This is a genomic window from Tatumella sp. JGM91 (assembly GCF_018257575.1).
Classification (GTDB): Bacteria; Pseudomonadota; Gammaproteobacteria; order Enterobacterales; family Enterobacteriaceae; genus Tatumella; species Tatumella punctata.
The window spans coordinates 1-18115 of record NZ_JAERJP010000037.1 but is presented as its reverse complement, the minus strand read 5'-3'; the positions used below and the strand labels follow the sequence as shown (position 1 = coordinate 18115).

Sequence of the window (18115 nt, the reverse complement as noted above, 5' to 3'; positions counted from 1 at the left end):
TGATGGTCCTGGTGGAAAAACAGAACCTGATACGTTGTGATGGCCTGTGGCCACTGCTGACGCCCGGTCACAGCCAGTTCCCCCGGTGCGGTAGCCGGAATTATTTTTTTCCGTACTCACAGAGTACCCCCCGATTCAACCTGCCATTTGCTGACCGGCAATAGCGTTATGGACCGCAGGTTATCCCATGGAGCCAATATCATGAGTCTGACCGATACGTTTAACAACACCCTGTCTGCGCTGACTGAAGGCGGGCTGAACCGCTATCGTCTGGATATTCCGTCCTGTACAGCCTCACTGGATGTGGAAGAATTCAGTGGCCGGGAGTTTATGAGTGAGCTTTACCACTACACAATTCTCTTTACCAGCAGTGACCAGCATATCAGTTCATCACAGTTGCTGGCTAAGCCAGCCACGCTGACCATGGGGTCCGGGCCACTGGCGGGGCTGAGGATATTCTACTTCTTCACCCTGCAGCCGGACCCCCAAACCGAAATGGTGCACTTCGCGGACAAACAGAGTGCCCGGATGTTTGGTAAATCGCTGCCACTCAGCAGCCCGTCATCGGTGAAAGTTGAATTCGGTAAGGTAAAAAACGACGGGGAGGCAGAATGACAAAATATCAGGGTTATGAGGTAACGGACGCCACCCATAAAACCAGTATTCATAATGAATGGAAAACGGTTGTTGCGCAGAAAAAGCCAGTGCGTGGTGTGACTTTAACCATCGGCGTGTTTTTCGACGGCACGGGGAACAACCGGGAAAATACCGCATCTCGCCTGATGCAATTCAATGAATGCAGTGCCTATAAGCAGGGTATAAATCAAAAAGAGGCGCAAAGCTGCGAGGACTTTTCTAAAGCCATTAATAAAGACAGTATTTCGAATGGCAGCTATCGCGGATATTACTCAAATATTCACTGGTTAAACACACTCTACATAGCAGACCAGACCCTATCGGATGACCAGACAGGGGCACAGATCCAGACCTATATTTCCGGGGTCGGTACCGCGGCGGGCGAGTCAGATTCGGCGATAGGTATGGGGCTGGGCACCAGTATCCTGGATGTATTTGAAGGTGTGGTGACGAAAACTGATAAGGCAATAAGAGGGATTGCCGAGGAACTCTTAGCTTTTATGAAGCGAAACATTAAACAGGATTTCTGTATCGCAAAGATTCAGTTTGATATCTTTGGTTTCAGCCGCGGGGCCGCGGCGGCGCGGCACTTTGCCAACCGGGTTACGGGACAGGATCCGGCGATAGCCAGTGCTATTACAAAAGGGCTCAGAGGTGATTTTTATGATGGTAAACCCTCAGGTGAAGTCCGCTTTCTGGGGCTTTTCGATACCGTGGCGGCCATTGGCGGGATCAGCAACTTCTTCGACATTAACAGCCGCAGTAATCCGGGAATAAAGCTGGAATTGCGTCCTTCGGTCGCGAGGAAAGTTTTTCAGATCACCGCGATGAATGAATACCGGTATAACTTCAGCCTGAACAGCATTCAGGGCATGTGGCCCGAGCTGGCGTTACCGGGAGCGCATTCAGATATCGGTGGCGGTTATAACCCGGTCGGTTCGCCTCTGCAGGAAAATGAATATCTGTTTCTGAGCTGCCCCGAATTTGAAATGGTCAGCTACGATACCAGAGAAACCGATACCCGGGTATACCGGAATGCGGAGAAAGACCGAGACATACTGGCGTCTTTGCCTGCACTGAAATACTTGCTCCCCCATGGGAAAATCACCATCAAAACCTGCTCTGTCGGTGTGATACCCGGCAAGCAATGCACGGCAGGCTGTATTCAGAAACAGGTGGGGGCCGCAGTGTTTTTTGAGCGAATGGCCATTCCCAATGAGTGGGCCAGCGTCTGTCTGCGAGTGATGCTGGATGCGGCTCAGGAGGCGGGAGTATTATTCTATGAAATTCAAGAAGCTGAAAAATATTTATTGCCGACAGAGTTGAAAGTTCTTTGCGATAAAGCCATCGCCCAGGGAAAAGCAGTACGTCTGGGAAAGGAGCCTCAGGCTTTTACTGAAGAAGAACGGCGGCTTATCGGGAAATATACCCATTGCTCCGCTAACTGGAATATCGAGTCTGATCGTAATTTATGGGTGGACCCGAAAACCGGAGAGATATTTATTCATCGGTTTGGTCCGAAACAGGGTAAGGCGTTTTTCTTCCCGAATAAACCCAGTGATCGCTGGCTGCGTACCGTATGGTATATGGACGATCAGCAGCGGATAAATGATAACGCAGTAAAAACGGCGATGTTATAACGTCTGATTATTAACGCACAGGATGGCAATATGAAAAAGGTTAACCTTATCTTTACTGCACTGCTGTTTATATCAGTGACCGGCTGTGCTGCAGAAAAATCGCCGGCGGGGACTTCAGATAAGACCGAATGGGGCTATAAAAAACTGCCTTACGACCAGTGGAAATTTCTCTTTATTTATCCTAACGCGCTGCCCGCATTCGCCACCCAGGCGCTGATGGTGGATGGTACCGGTTATAAGACCACTTACCAGTATCTTGATACCACAAGGCCGAGCCGGGTCAGCGTCGGGCGCTGGAATGACCATCTGGGGGTGACTCAGTCGTATTATAACAAGGGGAAAGCGTTACCCCTGATGCTGCGCTTTTGCTGGGACTCGGTGATCGATAAGAAGAGTTATGAAACCCTGGTTTTTTTTAAAAAAGGCACCCGGGAACAGATGACCACGTTATATACCGACAGCTACCGCCCCGATGAGACCTATTACCGTGACACGATGGTGATTGGTCTGGCCCCCGGCGGTAAGGTGAGTGTCTGGCTGGATAATTTAGGTGATCCGGTGGTCCGCCAGTCGGATGCCAAAATCACCACGGTGTCGGGTGACCAAATGGAGATGTGTAAAGGGGTGACTGATTTCCCTAATGGTTATGGATACACCAAGGGCACAAAAGCTTTTATCGAAGGTAAAACTTACCCCTACGGCAGCTGGTGACAGCCGGTATCAGCGTCTGATTATTAACGCACTGGATGGTAATATGAAAAAGGTTAACCTTATCTTTACTGCACTGCTGTTTATATCAGTGACCGGCTGTGCTGCAGAAAAATCGCCGGCGGCGGCTTCAGATAAGACCGAATGGGGCTATAAAAAACTGCCTTACGACCGGTGGAAATTTCTCTTTATTTATCCTAACGCGCTGCCCGCACTCGCCACCCAGGCGCTGATGGTGGATGGTGCCGGTTATAAGACCACTTACCAGTATCTTGATACCACAAGGCCGAGCCGGGTCAGCGTCGGGCGCTGGAATGATCGCTTAGGGGGGGTAGAGGCCTATTACAATAAGGGGAAAGCGTTACCCCTGATGCTGCGGTTCTGCTGGGACTCGGTGATCGATAAAAAGAGTTATGAAACCCTGGTCTTTTTTAAAAAAGGCACCCGGGAACAGATGACCACAGCCTATACAGACAGTCGCTGGGACGAAACCTACTATCGTTCAACCATGATTATTGGTCTGGCTCCTGAGGGTAAGGTGAGCATCTGGTTAGGGGATCGCGGTAATCCGGTGGTCCGCCAGTCGGATGCCAAAATCACCACGGTGTCGGGTGACCAAATGGAGATGTGTAAAGGAGTGACTAAAAGTGATTTTTCATATGGATACGATCAAGACATTAAAGATTTTATTAAAGGTAAAACTTACCCCTATGGCAGCTGGTGACAGCCGGTATCAGCGTCTGATTATTAACGCACAGGATGGCAATATGACTAAGGTTAACCTTATCTTTACTGCACTGCTGTTTATTACGACCAGTGGAAATTTCTCTGTTGACGTTTCTGAATAGTGCCCCGCTATAAAGGCAGAAATGTTTTATCTTTTTAATTTTTATGATGGCGGGAGTACTGTCTCTTGCGGATTGGTGTTTTTCCACATTTATTCAGCGAATTATCCTGATCCACGGTGACGGTAACGACCACATCAGCAATGCTCAAATAACCGTGTCGCTGGTTAAACCCCTCGCCTGCCCCGGTGCGGTAGCCGGAATTATTTTTTTCCGTACTCACAGAGTACCCCCCGATTCAACCTGCCATTTGCTGACCGGCAATAACGTTATGGACCGCAGGTTATCCCATGGAGTCAATATCATGAGTCTGACCGATACGTTTAACAACACCCTGTCTGCGCTGACTGAAGGCGGGCTGAACCGCTATCGTCTGGATATTCCGTCCTGTACAGCCTCACTGGATGTGGAAGAATTCAGTGGCCGGGAGTTTATGAGTGAGCTTTACCACTACACAATTCTCTTTACCAGCAGTGACCAGCATATCAGTTCATCCCAGTTGCTGGCTAAGCCAGCCACGCTGACCATGGGGTCCGGGCCACTGGCGGGGCTGACCGTGCAGAAAGTGGTGCACGGCGTGGTGACACACTTTAAGCGCATCAGTGGCTCACGTGACCAGACGAGATACCAGATTATTATTGAGCCGTTCTTATCTTTGCTGGGCCATCAGTTTCGCACCCACCGCTTTTTCGTCAATAAATCGGTACCGGAAGTGGTTACCGAAGTATTGCAGGAGCATGGGCTGAAAGACTGGGAGTATGAGTTTACCCTCAGGACTCAGTATCCGCAGCGTGAGCAGATTAACCAGTATCAGGAAAATGACCTCGCGTTTATTGAGCGTTTGCTGGCGGAGGCGGGGATATTCTACTTCTTCACCCTGCAGCCGGACACCCAAACCGAAGTGGTGCATTTCGCGGACAAACAGAGTGCCTGGACGTTTGGTAAATCGCTGCCACTCAGCAGCCCGTCAGGGATGAATGATAATGCGGCCGGCGCGGTGTGGGGCATAAATGTCAGCCACAATGTGGCGGAGCGTTCGGTCACCGCCAGTGACTACAACCACCGTGAAGCTCAGAATGTCCTGATGTCCGTACCGGCGGATATGACCCGGGGCGACGGCGAAGGAAACACTTACGGCGATGTGTACCATTATCGCCCGCGTCATCTTGAACGGGGGGACAAAATTACCCCGGCAGCGGAAACCGGTAACTTCTGGGCGCGGCTGGAGCATGAACGTTTTCTGTCCGGGCAGACCACTGTGACCGGCAGCAGTACCGACCATAACCTGGGTCCGGCTCAGGTACTGACCATCACCGGGACAGCTGTCCCGCCGACGCTGCCACGTGAAACCGAAAACGGCCTTGTTATCATCAGTGCCGGTTACTCCGCCAGCCGTAAAAATGCGCTGCAGGTTACCTGGGCGGCGGTGCCGTACTCCGAGAACCGCTGCTGGCGACCAGCGGCTAAAAAGCGTCCGGTGGTCAGCGGCACCCTGATGGCGCGCGTGACCAGCACCAGGGATAACGATATTTACGCCTGGCAGGATGCATCCGGCATGTATCGGGTTAAGTTCGATGCTGACCGGGACGATAAACGGCGGGGTATGGAAAGTATGCCGGTGCGCTTTGCCAGGCCATACGGCGGCGATAAGTACGGCTTCCACTTCCCGCTGATCCAGGGCACTGAAGTCGCCATTGCCTTCCACGAAGGTGACCCGGATCGCCCGTATATCGCCCATGCCCTGCACGACTCCCGCCACGTCGACCACGTGACAGAAGCCAACAGCACGCGCAACGTGATCCGCACCGCCGGGCTGAACAAGCTGCGGATGGAGGATAAGCGCGGCGAGGAGCACGTTAAACTCAGCACGGAGTACGGTGGCAAAACGCAGCTTAATCTGGGGCACAATGTTGATGAAAAAAGAGTGCTTCGCGGTGAAGGTGCAGAACTGCGCACTGATGACTGGGTGGCAATTCGGGGTGGGAAGGGGGTGTTTATCAGTGCAGATGAACAGCCAAAAGCACAGGGTGACATGCTGGATATGACTTCGGCTGTTGCCCAGTTACAGAGTGCGTTACAACTTGTCACCGCACTGGCACAAAGTGCCGGCGCTTCCGGCGCACTGGACCCGGATATTTCTTCGCAACAGCAGCTTGCCCGGACACTGAATCAATTCAAAGAAGCCGGATTATTATTATCTGCGCCCGCGGGGATTGGGGTCACGACACCTAAAAATATTCAACTTGCAGCGGGCTACACCCTGACGACTACCGCAGGTGAGAATGCGGATATGACAATTTTCAAACGGTTAACCGTTGCGGCGGGTGAAGCAATCAGCCTGTTTGCCCACAAAATGGGCATGAAGATCATTGCTGCGCGTGGCCAGGTAGATATTCAGGCACAGTCTGATGGGATGAGGCTTCAGGCCGATCAACAGATGGCCATTAATAGTGCTAGTGGTGAGATTGTATTAAATGCGGCACAGGGAATTACTCTGACCAGTAAAGGCGGCGCTTATATCAAAATCAAAGATGGATCTGTGGAAATTGGAGCGCCCGGAAAAATCGATCTGAAAAGTACAAATATTCTGTGGGGGGGGGAGCGCCTCTCTTGAACAGGCACTGAAGCCTGCAACAGTAAAAGATCCGCAGTATCAATTCCCTATGAGCGGTGGGTTTCAAATAGTGGATAAGGTCACTCAAAAACCCAAACCCCGGGTGGCTTATCGTATAGAAACGCCTGATGGAAAAACCCTTCGCGGCAGGACCGACGAAAACGGCTATACGAAAAAACACTATGGTATTGACCCACAGAATATTAAGTTATTTTTTGAATAAATAAGGTAGTCAGAGTATGGATACTAAAGCGAATGCTGAATGTCAGCTAAATAAATCTGAAAATAATATTACTCAAGTCTGTCACGAATCCGCGGTACTCTATTTCTGCCCTGAAACTGAAGACATTGTTGTTATTCCTGCGCAGGATGCGGGCGATTTTGAAACGCACTATCTGGAGATGTTGGGGTGTGTTGATGAATTCCATCAGGCAAATCACGTTTATTCTACCGCAGTAGAAAAATATGGTCAGCAAAGACAGCAAGCTGGTGCGGATATGGATACCCTGACTGCGGAAGTTGTTGCCGCAGAAACCACTCTGGAAAAAAAGGGGAGCGTTGCTGGAAAAACTCAAAGAGGGAGAAACCAGTAATATGGGATATCAGGATGTGGTGGAGCTTATCCCGTTACTTGATACTCGTAGAAAGGGGGCAGGCAATCAACGGCTGGGTCAGCGTTATGCCTATGCCCGTCAGAGCTATTATTCTGAACGTGTCAGCGGGCGTTTTCAGGCCGGTACTAAAAAGAAGTGGCGTACTGTCTCGCTGAATAATAAGGACACCGCAACCGGAAAAGAGAGTATCTATATTATTGACAGTCACGGTCGCCGAAAGATTGATACCAGCAAACTGAAAGAACAGCTAAGCAAAGAGGTATTACCAAAATTAAAAATAGAACTTAAAAATTATGTTGATCTGGATGATTACAATCTGGATGAAACATTACTTGGCTGGGCAAAAAGCTGGAATGGCAGCCTGAGTGGGTCGCATATTTTTGCTAATGGGATTGAGCTATCTGGCGCAGCACAGTTTATGCGATTTATTTCCAATGTTGGTGCAGAAACAGAATTTAACCCGAATGAGAGAGGGATGGAATTTAAAGGAGAGGCAAAAGTATCTGTTGCGATTGCATCAGGTGCTGGGCGTGCTAATTTTTATATTCCGGACCGACTGGGTTGGGATTTACGTTATATTCCAGAAGAGGAAAGTGGTGCCGGTAAAATGGGGAAGGTGTTGACGGGGCTGAATATGGGAGTGGTGCGGATTTATATTGAAACCCAACTCATTGGTTTTGTCGGTGCTTCCGCACAGATAGAAGCTCAGCTTCAGGTTATGGTTAAAGATAATGAGCAGCAGGTGGTTGCTGGTCAGCGGCAGGGACGAATTCCTCGCTTTCAGGAGCGGCAGGGAGGTCGTAGCGGTCAGTTTTATAAACAAATGAAAAAAGAGGATGAAGGAGTAACCATTGCAGCGGAGTTCTTTAGTGGTACCAGTGCGGAATACTCGCTCAAGGGGGCCATTCAGTGGTTAAAGCCCACTCCCCCACCATCTACGGATAGTATAATTATCACAAAAACGACAGGAGAGTTTACCGACTTTGCTACCATTGGTGCCAGCATTGGTGGTTTGGCGGGGATTGGTGCGGGTGCAAAATTCTTATGTACCTTTATTAATGGTAAATTCTGCTTTAAGGTCGCCGCCAGCCTGTGCTGCGGAGTCGGGGCAAAAGGGGCGTTTCTGTGTGAAGTCGGGGGGAAATCCTTGCTGGAGTTTGGTCGCTGGCTGGGCTATCAGCTATTTGCCTTGGATTATCGTTTTTTCGATCTGGTGGTTAAGGATGCTTTTGCAACCTTTACTCAAATATGTGTGATGCAACTGGCTTATTTAGGCAAAAATATATATCAGGAATATAATAAATCAATGTCTGCTATTTATGAAGTTACAGAACAGTTTGAAAATTTCATGCTAAGTATAATTAATGAAAATCAAAAAAACATTGAAGCATCTAAAAAACGTAATCAGTTGGCTAAAAATATTCTGGCTGAACCGGAACGACTATTAACCTATACGCCGGAGGCTAAAGGGATATTATTATATCTGCTGACCCGCCATGGACTGTGGGATCATGCCGATCCGCAAAACCGTGGCAGCTTGCTATTGGATATCTATCCTGAACGAAAAGAGGCGATTATTCAGGTACTCTGTAGTATCCAGACCCGGCGTGAGTGGCTTAAGGTGATGTGCCATCGTAGTAAGGATGGTTCCGATCTTGCGCAAAATGGCGATGAGGAATTGGTGGTAAAAGAGCAGGAGAAAGAGTTACTTAAATTTCTTCGGGAAGGCTTTAATCGTGACCAGGATATGAAACGCAGGGCCGCTGAACTTGCGGCACAGGAGCTATCAGAAATCTACCTTCGTCTGAAAACCGGGCAGGAACTCTCCTGGGGCTATGCACTGGCGATGAATAACACTCGCTGGTATAACCTGAATCGTGCGCCTAATCCCCACTTTCCGCAGCGCTGCGAGTTTGGCCCCTGCGAAGTAACCATGACGCAAATGGCTTAGGGAGATAATCATGAAAAAATACGGAATCTGGTTACTGGCCCCGCTACTGCTGAGCGCCTGCGATAATAAGGTATCTGCAAAACCAACGGTGGGCTCAGGGCAGAACCAGCAGCATAGCGCTGAATTACAGGGCCTGATTCGCCAGGTAAAAGCGAATCTGGTGTTTGTGGAAGGCGGTGATTTTTTGATGGGTGACTTCGGGGCAAAATACGGTCCGGAAAAGATTCAATTCGACTCCCGAAAGGACAGTAAACCGCTGCATAAGGTAACGCTGAGCAACTACTCCATCAGTAAATTTAAAACCACCAATCAGGAGTATCAGCTTTATCTGAAGCTAAATAAACTGTCTTTAAGAGAAAGCAATAATCCATTAACGCAAAAGCGAATGGATGCGTTAAATAAGCTGCCTGACACGCCAGCGCATATGGACTGGAATGATGCGGAGAAATATTGCACCTGGCTGAGTAAGGTGAGCGGTCTGCCCTTTGCTCTCCCAACCGAAGCCCAGTGGGAGTATGCAGCCCGTAGCCGGGGACAGTTCATTATTGCTGGAACCAACAGTGGTGTACTGGAGATGGATGGGATCCAGCGCGGGATTAATATATCGGGCTCACTGGATCGAGAGGAGTTTGCCCGGAAGATGGGCCTTAGCTCTGGATTATATACAGCAATGCCAGTAGATCGTTATCCTCCCAATCCATTGGGGCTCTACGATATGGCGGGTAATGGCTATGACTGGGTCAAGGACTGGTATGATCCAGATTATTATAAGAACTCCCCGGTTGTTGACCCTCAGGGACCAGAAAAACCGGTATTTAAGCGTCGTGAGGGGATTTACGATACAGAAGAAAAATACCAAAAGGTGCTGCGTGGAGCAGGGACTTCTGGCCCCTTTAATGGCCTGACGATCGCTCGTTCTAAGCGTAGCCCGGATACTAAAGTTACCTTTGTAATGACGGTTCGCTGCGTAGTTAATAGCATTTAACCGGCAAAAGAGTGAAGGCCCTATGATACTTCAATGTTTTTTGCTACGGGCTCTAGTGCTGCTGGCCGCCTGTGATAACAACACCGCTGCAGAGTCAACGCTAGAATCCGGGCAGAACCCGCACAGCACGGAATTACAGAGTCTGATTCGCCAGGTAAAAGCGAGTCTGGTGTTTGTGGAAGGCGGCGATTTTCTGATAGGGGATTTAGCGGCAATACATGGCCCGTAAAAGGACAGTAAATCGCTGCATAAGATGACCCTGAGCAGCTACGTCATCAGTAAATTTAAAACCACCAATCAGGATATCAGCTTTACCTTAAGCTAAATAAATTCTCTTTGAGAGAAACATAATTTATTAATACGACAGCGAATGGAGGCGTTAATAATATTCCCGGGAGCTGAACCGCGAGGATTTTGCAAAAAAAGGAACTACTTGATGGTAGTATGATTGAGTTACCTGTCGATAATTATTATCCTAATCTGTTGCAGATCTACGATATAGCGGGTAATAGCCTTTAATGGTCCATAACTGGTTCTAACCGAATTATAAAAAAATTCTCTGGATGTTGATCCGCTGAGACCGGAAGAACCGGTGTTTAAAAATCATGAGTGAAATTATACCAAAACGCTGCACGTGGCTGGTTGTTCAGAGCCTTTAAATGGCGTAACTGTTGCCATCTTTAACAGAAAACCAGGAACAGATATTTTTATTTCTACAGCGGTCAGTTACATAATTAATAGACCGCAAAAGGTAAAGTGGTGCAACGTCATAAAACATGGCTGTTAAATTAAAAGTTATGTTTGGATGTTTATTCCTTGCCTGTATAGAGGTGTTTACCCAGTAAAGTAGCGTGCAGTATAAGTACCAAACGTAACTTGCTGAAACTAGACTTGACGGAAAAGTAAAGCAGGCACCTTAAGCATAGGATATAAATATCTCAATCCCGACCATAATTATTAATCATAGAAACTATTATTAATAATAAGTAAATAAACTTTACAAGCGAGAATGAATTATGCTCGGAGTTATTCGAATCGGTGATGCCACCTCAAGTGGTGGAAAAGTCTTACAAGGCAGTAGTGGCGTTAAGTTTCAGGGGAAAGAAGTATCCTGTCTGGGTGACAGAGTGCTATGCCTTGTTCATGGAATAACGTCTATTGCTGAAGGCGATAACGGCTCAAAAATTAATGGTAAACCTGTTGCCATTCATGGGCATCGCTGTGGCTGCGGTTGTGCATTAATTACATCCCTGCCCAATGCTGGAAGGCGTTAGCTATGCCCGTTGAATTAAAAAAAATACCAGAGAAAATACAGCTGCCTGAACAGCCTTCAGTATTCCGGTGGCTTATTGCCGTCGTGCTGATAGCCGTACCGGGGGGAATACTGACGCTTTATTTATGGCCGGAGAACATGTCCACGCAATCCACATGGTTCTGGTTTTGCATTTTTACCATACCGCTGTCTGCTGGATTAGTCTGTTATGCCTTTCGGCTACGAGCTTATGAAAATAAGCGTGATCGCGTGAACTACTGGAATCACCTTCATCAGGAGCGACATGATATACAAGTGAAGAGAAGACAGCGTCCGGCAGGCGTTTTGGGGAAAGCGTATATCACCCCCATAGCCTGTAATAAACTGGCTTCTGCCCTCATAAACTATGGTAGTCAGTTACAATCAACTTATTTTGCCCATCTTCAGCAGGCACTGACAACGGTCCGATTTGAGCCTTCTATCTCGCATTTCTCAAAGGAAAGCTACAGTACAAGGTTAACCGGATATATCACCCAGCTTCTTCACATGCTGGAGCCGGACTTATCAGTACTATCCGCAGACAAATTGTCGGTTCGTCTCCGTCACGACGGCTCTGTGGATAATGCGCAAATCTTACAAATTTGGCAGGCGATATTTCCTGCATCATATCCCGTGGATGCAATTATTGTAGGGCAAGAAGGTGATGGTGTGATGTGGCTGGATGCCTTGTTAGGCCAGAATGAGTCGGTACTGACGATTTCTGTTGAAATCAACCTGTTTATTGACCCCCGGGATTATCAGACTGAATCGGTATCAGCACTGTTGCTGGCCTCTCCGGCGTGGCTTGCTCAACATGATGTTAAACCTGAGGCCGTCATTCATTGTCCCGTAATCACCACGGATGATGCCTGTACCCTGGAAGATATGTTGCGTTGGGGAAAGCTGTCTGTGGATGAAATCCACACGTTCTGGCGATGGCATGTCGATAAAGAGGCTATGGCGCGGTTAATTCAGCAGTCAGAAAGGCTTGGTTATTCCCCGGGACAGGACGAAGACTATATGCCGGATGATTTATTTGGTAACCCCGGGGCGGCATTAGGAAATATTGCGTTGCTCTGTGCCTGTGAGTACGCCAGAACATCAGGTAAACCACAGTGGGTAATGATGACCGATAAAACCACGCATCAGGTAATTGTGCGTCAGGAAGAATGCTGAAGGAAAACTGCATGATAAAGAAAAAACGGATAAGTACCTGGCTCATTGTTGCAATTGTTATTATCGTAAGTACTGGATTAATCTGGTTAAACAATCCGTTTTTACGCCTTGCCGGGCAAGAGAAAAAATTGATGGCATCGCTGATTGTGGTCGCTATCTGTCTGGGGATTTTGCTGTTTGATGCGCTGTTTGTGTGGCTATGGGACAGGCTGATCTCTTTAAGTTTTATTCAGAAATTTAAAATCCTGACAGGGGTGAAACCAGAACAGCCAGCGTATGAACAGAATAACAACCGACATTCTGAAGTTGTTAAAGAAATCCGCCAGTATCTTCGCACTATTTACAATCGCAACTGGGGCCGTAAAACCCGTATCCTGCTGATCACCGGTACTGCCTCTGAGGTGGAGCAACTGACCCCGGGTCTTACCAGCCAGCTCTGGCAGGAAGAGCGCGGCACCTTGCTGCTGTGGGGTGGTGACCTCAATACGTCAGCGGACAGTGCCTGGCTGAGCGCGCTGCGCAAACTGCGCCGTCGTCCGGTGGATGGCCTGGTGTGGGTCACTTCAGCTTTTGACCAGCTCTCAGCGCCGGGGATGGAGCAGCCGCGACCGGTCCCGTCTGAAGGGGCGATGGATTCCCTGTCCCACGCTATCAGCGCCCGTATGGATACGCTGGGCTGGAAACTCCCGTTGTATATCTGGTCCCTGCATCCACGCGGCGGTAAGCCGGAGGGGCGGATTGTGCAGGCGGCAGGCTGCCTGCTGCCTGCCGGATGCCGTATTGAGGGATTAGCCGGACAGCTCGCGGCGCTGACACCGCAACTAACCTGCCGGGGGTTACAGCAAATCTGTGATGAGGCGCAACATAATTTCCTGCTGATGCTGGCTGACCAGCTGATCCGTAAACCGGAGAGCCTGAGCGGGCCATTGTCGGTGATGCTCAATCCGTACCGCCCGCTGCCGCTGGCCGGGGTAGTGTTCAGTCAGCCCTCTGCCGGTGCTGAACGTGTCGTGCCGCACCACTGGGGCATGGACAAGCGCTGGGATGTTCTGCCGGACTCTGTGCGGATGCTCCCTGCCGGGCTGCGCCCTGTTAAACCGGGTACTGCATGGCGCAAGGTCGTGGCACCTGCTGTCGCCCTGGCAATGGCGGGCTGGGCTGTGTGGATGGGTATCGCGTATATCACCAACCGCAGCCAGATTGACGGAGCCAATGCCCGGGCTGCAGTTGCTGCCCGACAGAATCAGCCACTGGAACAGCGCCTGCATGCTCTGTCTGAACTGCAGAAAACCGTGGCCCGCCTGCAGTACCGCTCTGAGCATGGTGTCCCATGGTATGAGCAGGCCGGGCTGAGCCGGAATAATGAGCTGCTGGCCGCACTCTGGCCCCGCTACCAGAATAGTGCGTTGCCACTGTTACGGGATGCAGCCGCAGACCACCTGCAGAGGCAGCTGAGCGCCTTTAATCGGTTGCCGCCGGGCAGCCCATTGCGTGAGCAGAGAGCAAAAACCGCCTGGCAGCAGCTCAGGCTCTATCTGATGCTGGCCCGTCCGGAGCATATGGATGCAGCCTGGTTCAGCACCGCACTGACAGCAGACTGGCCGAAACGCAGCGGGATTAAAGACGCTGAGTGGCAGGGCATGGCCCCGTCATTGTTTGCTTTTTATGCCGCCAGCCTGATTACCCATCCGCAATGGCGGGTGCCTGCAGATGAAAATATGGTCAGCGAGGCGCGTTCGCTGCTGGTCCGCCTGATGGGGGTACGCAACAGCGAATCGACCCTCTACCAGAAGATGCTCTCACAGGTCGCGCACCTGTATGCCGATATGCGTCTCGGGGACATGACCGGTGATACCTATGTCGCGCGGCTGTTCAGTTCCAGCGAAGCTGTGGCGGGGATGTTTACCCGCCAGGCCTGGGAGCAGGCGGTGCAGCCGGCTATCGACCAGCTGGTGAAGGCGCGCCGCGATGAGCTCGATTGGGTACTGACTGACCGTAAACGTCAGGTGAGTAAACAGGATGAAATCTCGCCGGAAGTGCTGAAGAAGCGTCTGACGGAACGTTACTTTGCCGACTTTGGCGGTGCCTGGCTGGAATTCCTCAACAGCCTGCGCTGGACCCCGGCTGGCACGCTGTCAGATGCCATTGACCAGCTGACCCTGATGGCTGACGTGCGTCAGTCGCCACTGGTGGCATTGATGAATACCCTGAATGAGCAGGGGCGCACCGGCCAGATCGGCGAAGCGATATCAGATACACTGGTGAAATCAGCAAAAAATCTGCTGGGTGGTGATAACAAAGATATCATTGACCAGAGTGCCGGTATCCATGGTCCGCTGGATACGACCTTCGGGCCGCTGCTGGGGCTGATGGACAAAAGCCGCATCGGCGCACAGACGCAAAGTCTGCAGTCATACCTGACCCGCGTAACACAGGTGCGCCTGCGCCTGCAACAGGTGACTAATGCCGCCGATCCGCAGGCGATGACCCGGGCGTTGGCCCGGACCGTGTTCGAGGGTAAGACGGTAGACCTGACCGAAACCCGCGACTACGGCAGCCTGATTGCTGCCGGTCTGGGACAGGAGTGGAGTGGCTTTGGCCGGACGGTATTTGTCAGCCCAATGGAACAGGCCTGGCAGCAGGTGCTGACCCCGGCGGCTGACAGTCTCAATGCCCAGTGGCAGCAGGCAGTGGTGGCGGAATGGAACTCCGCATTTGGCGGGCGTTATCCGTTTCACAACTCTGGCAGCGATGTCTCTCTGCCTCTGCTGGCCAAATACCTCAATGCGGATTCCGGGCGTATTGCACAGTTCCTGCAAACCCGTCTTAAAGGCATTTTGCATCGTCAGGGCAGCCGGTGGGTGCCAGACAGTATCAATTCACAGGGACTGATCTTTAACCGGGCGTTTCTCAATGCCATCAACACCCTGAGTCATGTCTCGGACATCGCTTTCACCGAAGGCAATGCCGGTATGAACTTCGAGCTGCGGCCGGGGACTGCCGCTGGCGTGATGCAGACCGATATGATTATTGACAGCCGGAAGCTGACCTATGTAAACCAGCTTCCGGCATGGAAGCGTTTCACCTGGCCTGCGGATACCGAATCACCGGGCGCCAGCTTAAGCTGGATAAGCACGCAGGCGGGCACCCGTCAGTATGCGGACATGCCCGGCAGCTGGGGATGGATCCGTCTGCTGGATAAGGCCGCGATCAGTGCTTACCCGGGTATCGGCAGCAGTTATGCTCTTGGCTGGAAAACACCGGACGGTCGCACGCTCAATTACACCCTGCGCACCGAAGCGGGTGAGGGACCACTGGTGCTGCTGAAACTGCGTAACTTCCGGCTGCCGGAAACCATCTTCAATACCACCGGTATCGCAGGCATCAGTACAGCCAGTGACGCAGAGGTGGTCTACTGATAAGCGCCTGCCGGACTGATGACTATCGATCCTGCCCGTGCCACGCCGTTAAATTCACAGGAAAATAAATCAATGGAAGATCTGACCCTGCGCTATTTCGATGCAGAAATGCGCTACCTGCGTGAAGCCGCGAAAGAGTTCGCACAAGCCCATCCGGATCGTGCCGCGATGCTGGACCTGGATAAGGCCGGAACCCCCGATCCCTATGTTGAACGCCTGCTTGAAGGGTTTGCCTTCTCAATGGGGCGACTGCGCGAAAAAATTGACGATGACCTGCCGGAACTGACTGAAGGTCTGGTCAGCATGCTCTGGCCACACTACCTGCGCACCATTCCGTCTCTCTCGGTGGTGGCGTTTACCCCGGTACTCTCTGCCATGAAAATGGCGGAAGTGGTGCCCGCGGGTCTTGAGGTATATTCCCGTCCGCTAGGGCCTGAAAACACGGTCTGTCGTTACCGTACCACCCGGCAGGTAATGCTCAACCCTCTGGCTATTTCGGGCATTACCATGACCACTGAGCCGGATGGTCGTTCGCTGCTGCAGCTGCGTTTTGCCTGCAGCACTCAGGCGGACTGGTCCCATACTGATCTCAGCCGCCTGAGCCTGTACCTCGGGGCCGAGGCGCCCGTCAGCAGCCAGCTGCACCTGATGCTGACCAAACGGCAGGCGGCCCTGTATATGCATCTTCCAGGGCAGAGCGACCGCATCCGGCTTGACGGGTATTTCTCGCCGGGGGGATTTGCAGAGGAAGACGGGCTGTGGCCGAAGGGCGATACCGCCTTCAGTGGTTACCAGCTGCTGCTGGAGTATTTCACCTTCCGCGACAAGTTTATGTTCGTCCACCTTAACGGGCTGGACGGTATTACCCTGCCTCAGGGGACGGGGTACTTCGATATTGAAGTGGTGTTCAGTACGCTGTGGCCATCAGACCTGCCGGTCACCGATGACGCGGTTCGTCTGCACTGTGTACCGGTAATTAATCTTTTTACTCTGGAGGCGGACCCGTTCACTATCTCTGGCCTTGAAAGCGAGTACCTGCTGCGGCCTAAACGTCTGCAGGACGGACATACTGAGATTTACTCCGTCGATTCGGTCACCGGCTCAGGCCGCACCAGTGATGCCGAATACGTACCGTTCAGCAGCTTCCGTCACAAGGGCGGGATGATGCGTCGCCATGCCCCTCCACGTTACTACCACACCCGGGTAAAGCGCAGCGTGACCGGACTGTATGACACCTGGCTTATTCCCGGCGGGCACCAGTGGGAAAATGACCGACTGTTTGAGCGCGAAGCCGTCTCGCTGCAAATTACTGGTACCAACGGCCAGTTACCGCGCAGAGCACTGCAGAGCACGCTTCTGGACCTCTGTGAACAGGTGATGGATACGCCACTGACGGTGCGCAACCTCTGCAAGCCGACGCTGCCGGTATACCCGCCTGTGGAAGACCGTTTCCACTGGCGGGTACTGAGTCACCTTGGCTCCGGATTCCTGAACATGATGAGCACCGCCGAAGTGCTGCGCGGGACGCTGGCGCTGTATAACTGGCAGGAAGATGAACTGAATACCCGTCGTCTGGAAGCGATTCAGCAGGTGACGCATCACCGGTTACAGCGTTTCGAACAGGGCTATCTGCTGCGCGGGCTGGATATCGAAGTGATCCTCGACAGCAACGGATTTACGGGGGAGGGCGACATCCATTTGTTTGGTGAAATGCTCAACCGCTTCTTTGCGCTTTATGCTGACATGAATCAGTTTAATCAGCTGACGCTTATCGTACAGCCAGAAGGAAAATGTATCCGGTGGAAAGAAAATCACAGTCCGCGCCTGCCCGGCTGATGGCGCAGCTACGGCAGTACCTGCCGTATATAAACTTTTATCGCTTTTGCCAGGTACTGGAGCAGAGCCAGCCGGATAAGCCGGTTATTGGCAGCAGCTGGCAGGTTCGTCAGGAGCCGGTACGTTTCCGGCCCCACCCGGGGATGGGCTTCCCGGCTTCCGAAATCAAAGGCATGGAGCTGCCAGAACATCCCCGGCTGCCACCCACGGTGCGCATCACCTTTATGGGACTCTACGGCGTGGAGTCCCCGCTGCCGACGCACTATATCGATGACATCACCCAGCGGCGGGAAGGGTACGAAGCCACTGCAGATTTCCTCGATACCCTCAGTGTCAGCATAGTTGTCACCCCCTCTGAAAAATCAATCTGAGGACATGGAGTGACACATGAAACGTATTT

Annotated in this window: 14 protein-coding genes and 2 pseudogenes; 15 read left to right on the top strand and 1 reads right to left on the bottom strand. The window is 51.4% G+C overall.

What is annotated here, in order from left to right; translation table 11 throughout:
• Positions 1-201 precede the first annotated feature (201 nt).
• The 5 genes and pseudogenes from JK198_RS16355 to JK198_RS16335 form a co-directional block, all read left to right on the top strand.
• A pseudogene (locus tag JK198_RS16355) lies at positions 202-564 on the top strand (hypothetical protein); the annotation flags it as partial.
• A gap of 47 nt (positions 565-611) precedes the next feature.
• A complete protein-coding gene (locus JK198_RS16350; RefSeq protein WP_212711019.1) occupies positions 612-2276 on the top strand; it encodes a DUF2235 domain-containing protein in 1665 nt (554 codons plus the stop codon).
• A gap of 30 nt (positions 2277-2306) precedes the next feature.
• A complete protein-coding gene (locus tag JK198_RS16345; protein ID WP_212711018.1) occupies positions 2307-2987 on the top strand; it encodes a DUF2931 family protein in 681 nt (226 codons plus the stop codon).
• Positions 2988-3030: 43 nt separating this feature from the next.
• Positions 3031-3708, top strand: a complete 678-nt coding sequence (locus JK198_RS16340) for a DUF2931 family protein (RefSeq protein ID WP_212711017.1) — start codon at positions 3031-3033, stop codon at positions 3706-3708.
• Positions 3695-3832: a hypothetical protein gene (locus JK198_RS16335; RefSeq protein WP_212711016.1), complete on the top strand. Its 138-nt coding sequence runs from the start codon at positions 3695-3697 to the stop codon at positions 3830-3832. Before JK198_RS16340 ends, JK198_RS16335 begins: the two co-directional genes overlap by 14 nt.
• Positions 3833-3866: 34 nt before the next feature.
• Here the strand turns inward: JK198_RS16335 and JK198_RS16330 are convergent, their stop codons facing one another.
• Positions 3867-4052, bottom strand: a complete 186-nt coding sequence (locus JK198_RS16330; protein ID WP_212711015.1) for a hypothetical protein — start codon at positions 4050-4052, stop codon at positions 3867-3869.
• Positions 4053-4133: 81 nt separating this feature from the next.
• Between JK198_RS16330 and vgrG the strand changes: the two genes are divergently transcribed.
• From vgrG to JK198_RS16280, 10 genes and pseudogenes are all read left to right on the top strand, one after another.
• Complete coding sequence (vgrG, locus tag JK198_RS16325) at positions 4134-6443, top strand: type VI secretion system Vgr family protein (RefSeq protein WP_212711014.1); 2310 nt, start codon at positions 4134-4136, stop codon at positions 6441-6443.
• A gap of 239 nt (positions 6444-6682) precedes the next feature.
• On the top strand, positions 6683-7036 hold the full coding sequence (locus tag JK198_RS16320) for a hypothetical protein (protein ID WP_212711013.1): 354 nt from the start codon (positions 6683-6685) through the stop codon (positions 7034-7036).
• Positions 7002-9008, top strand: coding sequence for an ATPase (locus JK198_RS16315; RefSeq protein ID WP_212711012.1), 2007 nt, complete (start codon positions 7002-7004; stop codon positions 9006-9008). Before JK198_RS16320 ends, JK198_RS16315 begins: the two co-directional genes overlap by 35 nt.
• Before the next feature lie 10 nt (positions 9009-9018).
• Positions 9019-9993, top strand: coding sequence for an SUMF1/EgtB/PvdO family nonheme iron enzyme (locus JK198_RS16310; RefSeq protein WP_212711011.1), 975 nt, complete (start codon positions 9019-9021; stop codon positions 9991-9993).
• Positions 9994-10015: 22 nt separating this feature from the next.
• The gene (locus JK198_RS16305) at positions 10016-10222 is read left to right on the top strand and encodes a hypothetical protein (RefSeq protein WP_212711010.1); all 207 of its coding nucleotides are present in this window, start codon (positions 10016-10018) and stop codon (positions 10220-10222) included.
• 787 nt (positions 10223-11009) lie between these two features.
• The gene (locus JK198_RS16300; protein WP_212711009.1) at positions 11010-11267 is read left to right on the top strand and encodes a PAAR domain-containing protein; all 258 of its coding nucleotides are present in this window, start codon (positions 11010-11012) and stop codon (positions 11265-11267) included.
• Positions 11268-11917: 650 nt separating this feature from the next.
• Complete coding sequence (locus tag JK198_RS16890; RefSeq protein WP_249213361.1) at positions 11918-12460, top strand: hypothetical protein; 543 nt, start codon at positions 11918-11920, stop codon at positions 12458-12460.
• Between the two features lie 11 nt (positions 12461-12471).
• The gene (locus JK198_RS16290; protein WP_212711007.1) at positions 12472-15879 is read left to right on the top strand and encodes an ImcF-related family protein; all 3408 of its coding nucleotides are present in this window, start codon (positions 12472-12474) and stop codon (positions 15877-15879) included.
• A 72-nt stretch (positions 15880-15951) separates the two neighbouring features.
• Positions 15952-17715, top strand: coding sequence for a type VI secretion system baseplate subunit TssF (gene tssF, locus JK198_RS16285; protein ID WP_212711020.1), 1764 nt, complete (start codon positions 15952-15954; stop codon positions 17713-17715).
• Positions 17670-18038: pseudogene (locus JK198_RS16280) on the top strand (type VI secretion system baseplate subunit TssG); the annotation flags it as partial. The gene tssF and the pseudogene JK198_RS16280, both read left to right, overlap by 46 nt.
• Positions 18039-18115: the final 77 nt, after the last annotated feature.

Excerpts from the sequence above, each read along its gene's own strand:
- JK198_RS16350 (WP_212711019.1), top strand. The coding sequence starts at position 612 with ATGACAAAATATCAGGGTTATGAGGTAACGGACGCCACCCATAAAACC.
- JK198_RS16345 (WP_212711018.1), top strand. The coding sequence starts at position 2,307 with ATGAAAAAGGTTAACCTTATCTTTACTGCACTGCTGTTTATATCAGTG.
- JK198_RS16340 (WP_212711017.1), top strand. The coding sequence starts at position 3,031 with ATGAAAAAGGTTAACCTTATCTTTACTGCACTGCTGTTTATATCAGTG.
- JK198_RS16335 (WP_212711016.1), top strand. The coding sequence starts at position 3,695 with ATGGCAGCTGGTGACAGCCGGTATCAGCGTCTGATTATTAACGCACAG.
- vgrG (WP_212711014.1), top strand. The coding sequence starts at position 4,134 with ATGAGTCTGACCGATACGTTTAACAACACCCTGTCTGCGCTGACTGAA.
- JK198_RS16320 (WP_212711013.1), top strand. The coding sequence starts at position 6,683 with ATGGATACTAAAGCGAATGCTGAATGTCAGCTAAATAAATCTGAAAAT.
- JK198_RS16310 (WP_212711011.1), top strand. The coding sequence starts at position 9,019 with ATGAAAAAATACGGAATCTGGTTACTGGCCCCGCTACTGCTGAGCGCC.
- JK198_RS16305 (WP_212711010.1), top strand. The coding sequence starts at position 10,016 with ATGATACTTCAATGTTTTTTGCTACGGGCTCTAGTGCTGCTGGCCGCC.
- JK198_RS16300 (WP_212711009.1), top strand. The coding sequence starts at position 11,010 with ATGCTCGGAGTTATTCGAATCGGTGATGCCACCTCAAGTGGTGGAAAA.
- JK198_RS16290 (WP_212711007.1), top strand. The coding sequence starts at position 12,472 with ATGATAAAGAAAAAACGGATAAGTACCTGGCTCATTGTTGCAATTGTT.
- tssF (WP_212711020.1), top strand. The coding sequence starts at position 15,952 with ATGGAAGATCTGACCCTGCGCTATTTCGATGCAGAAATGCGCTACCTG.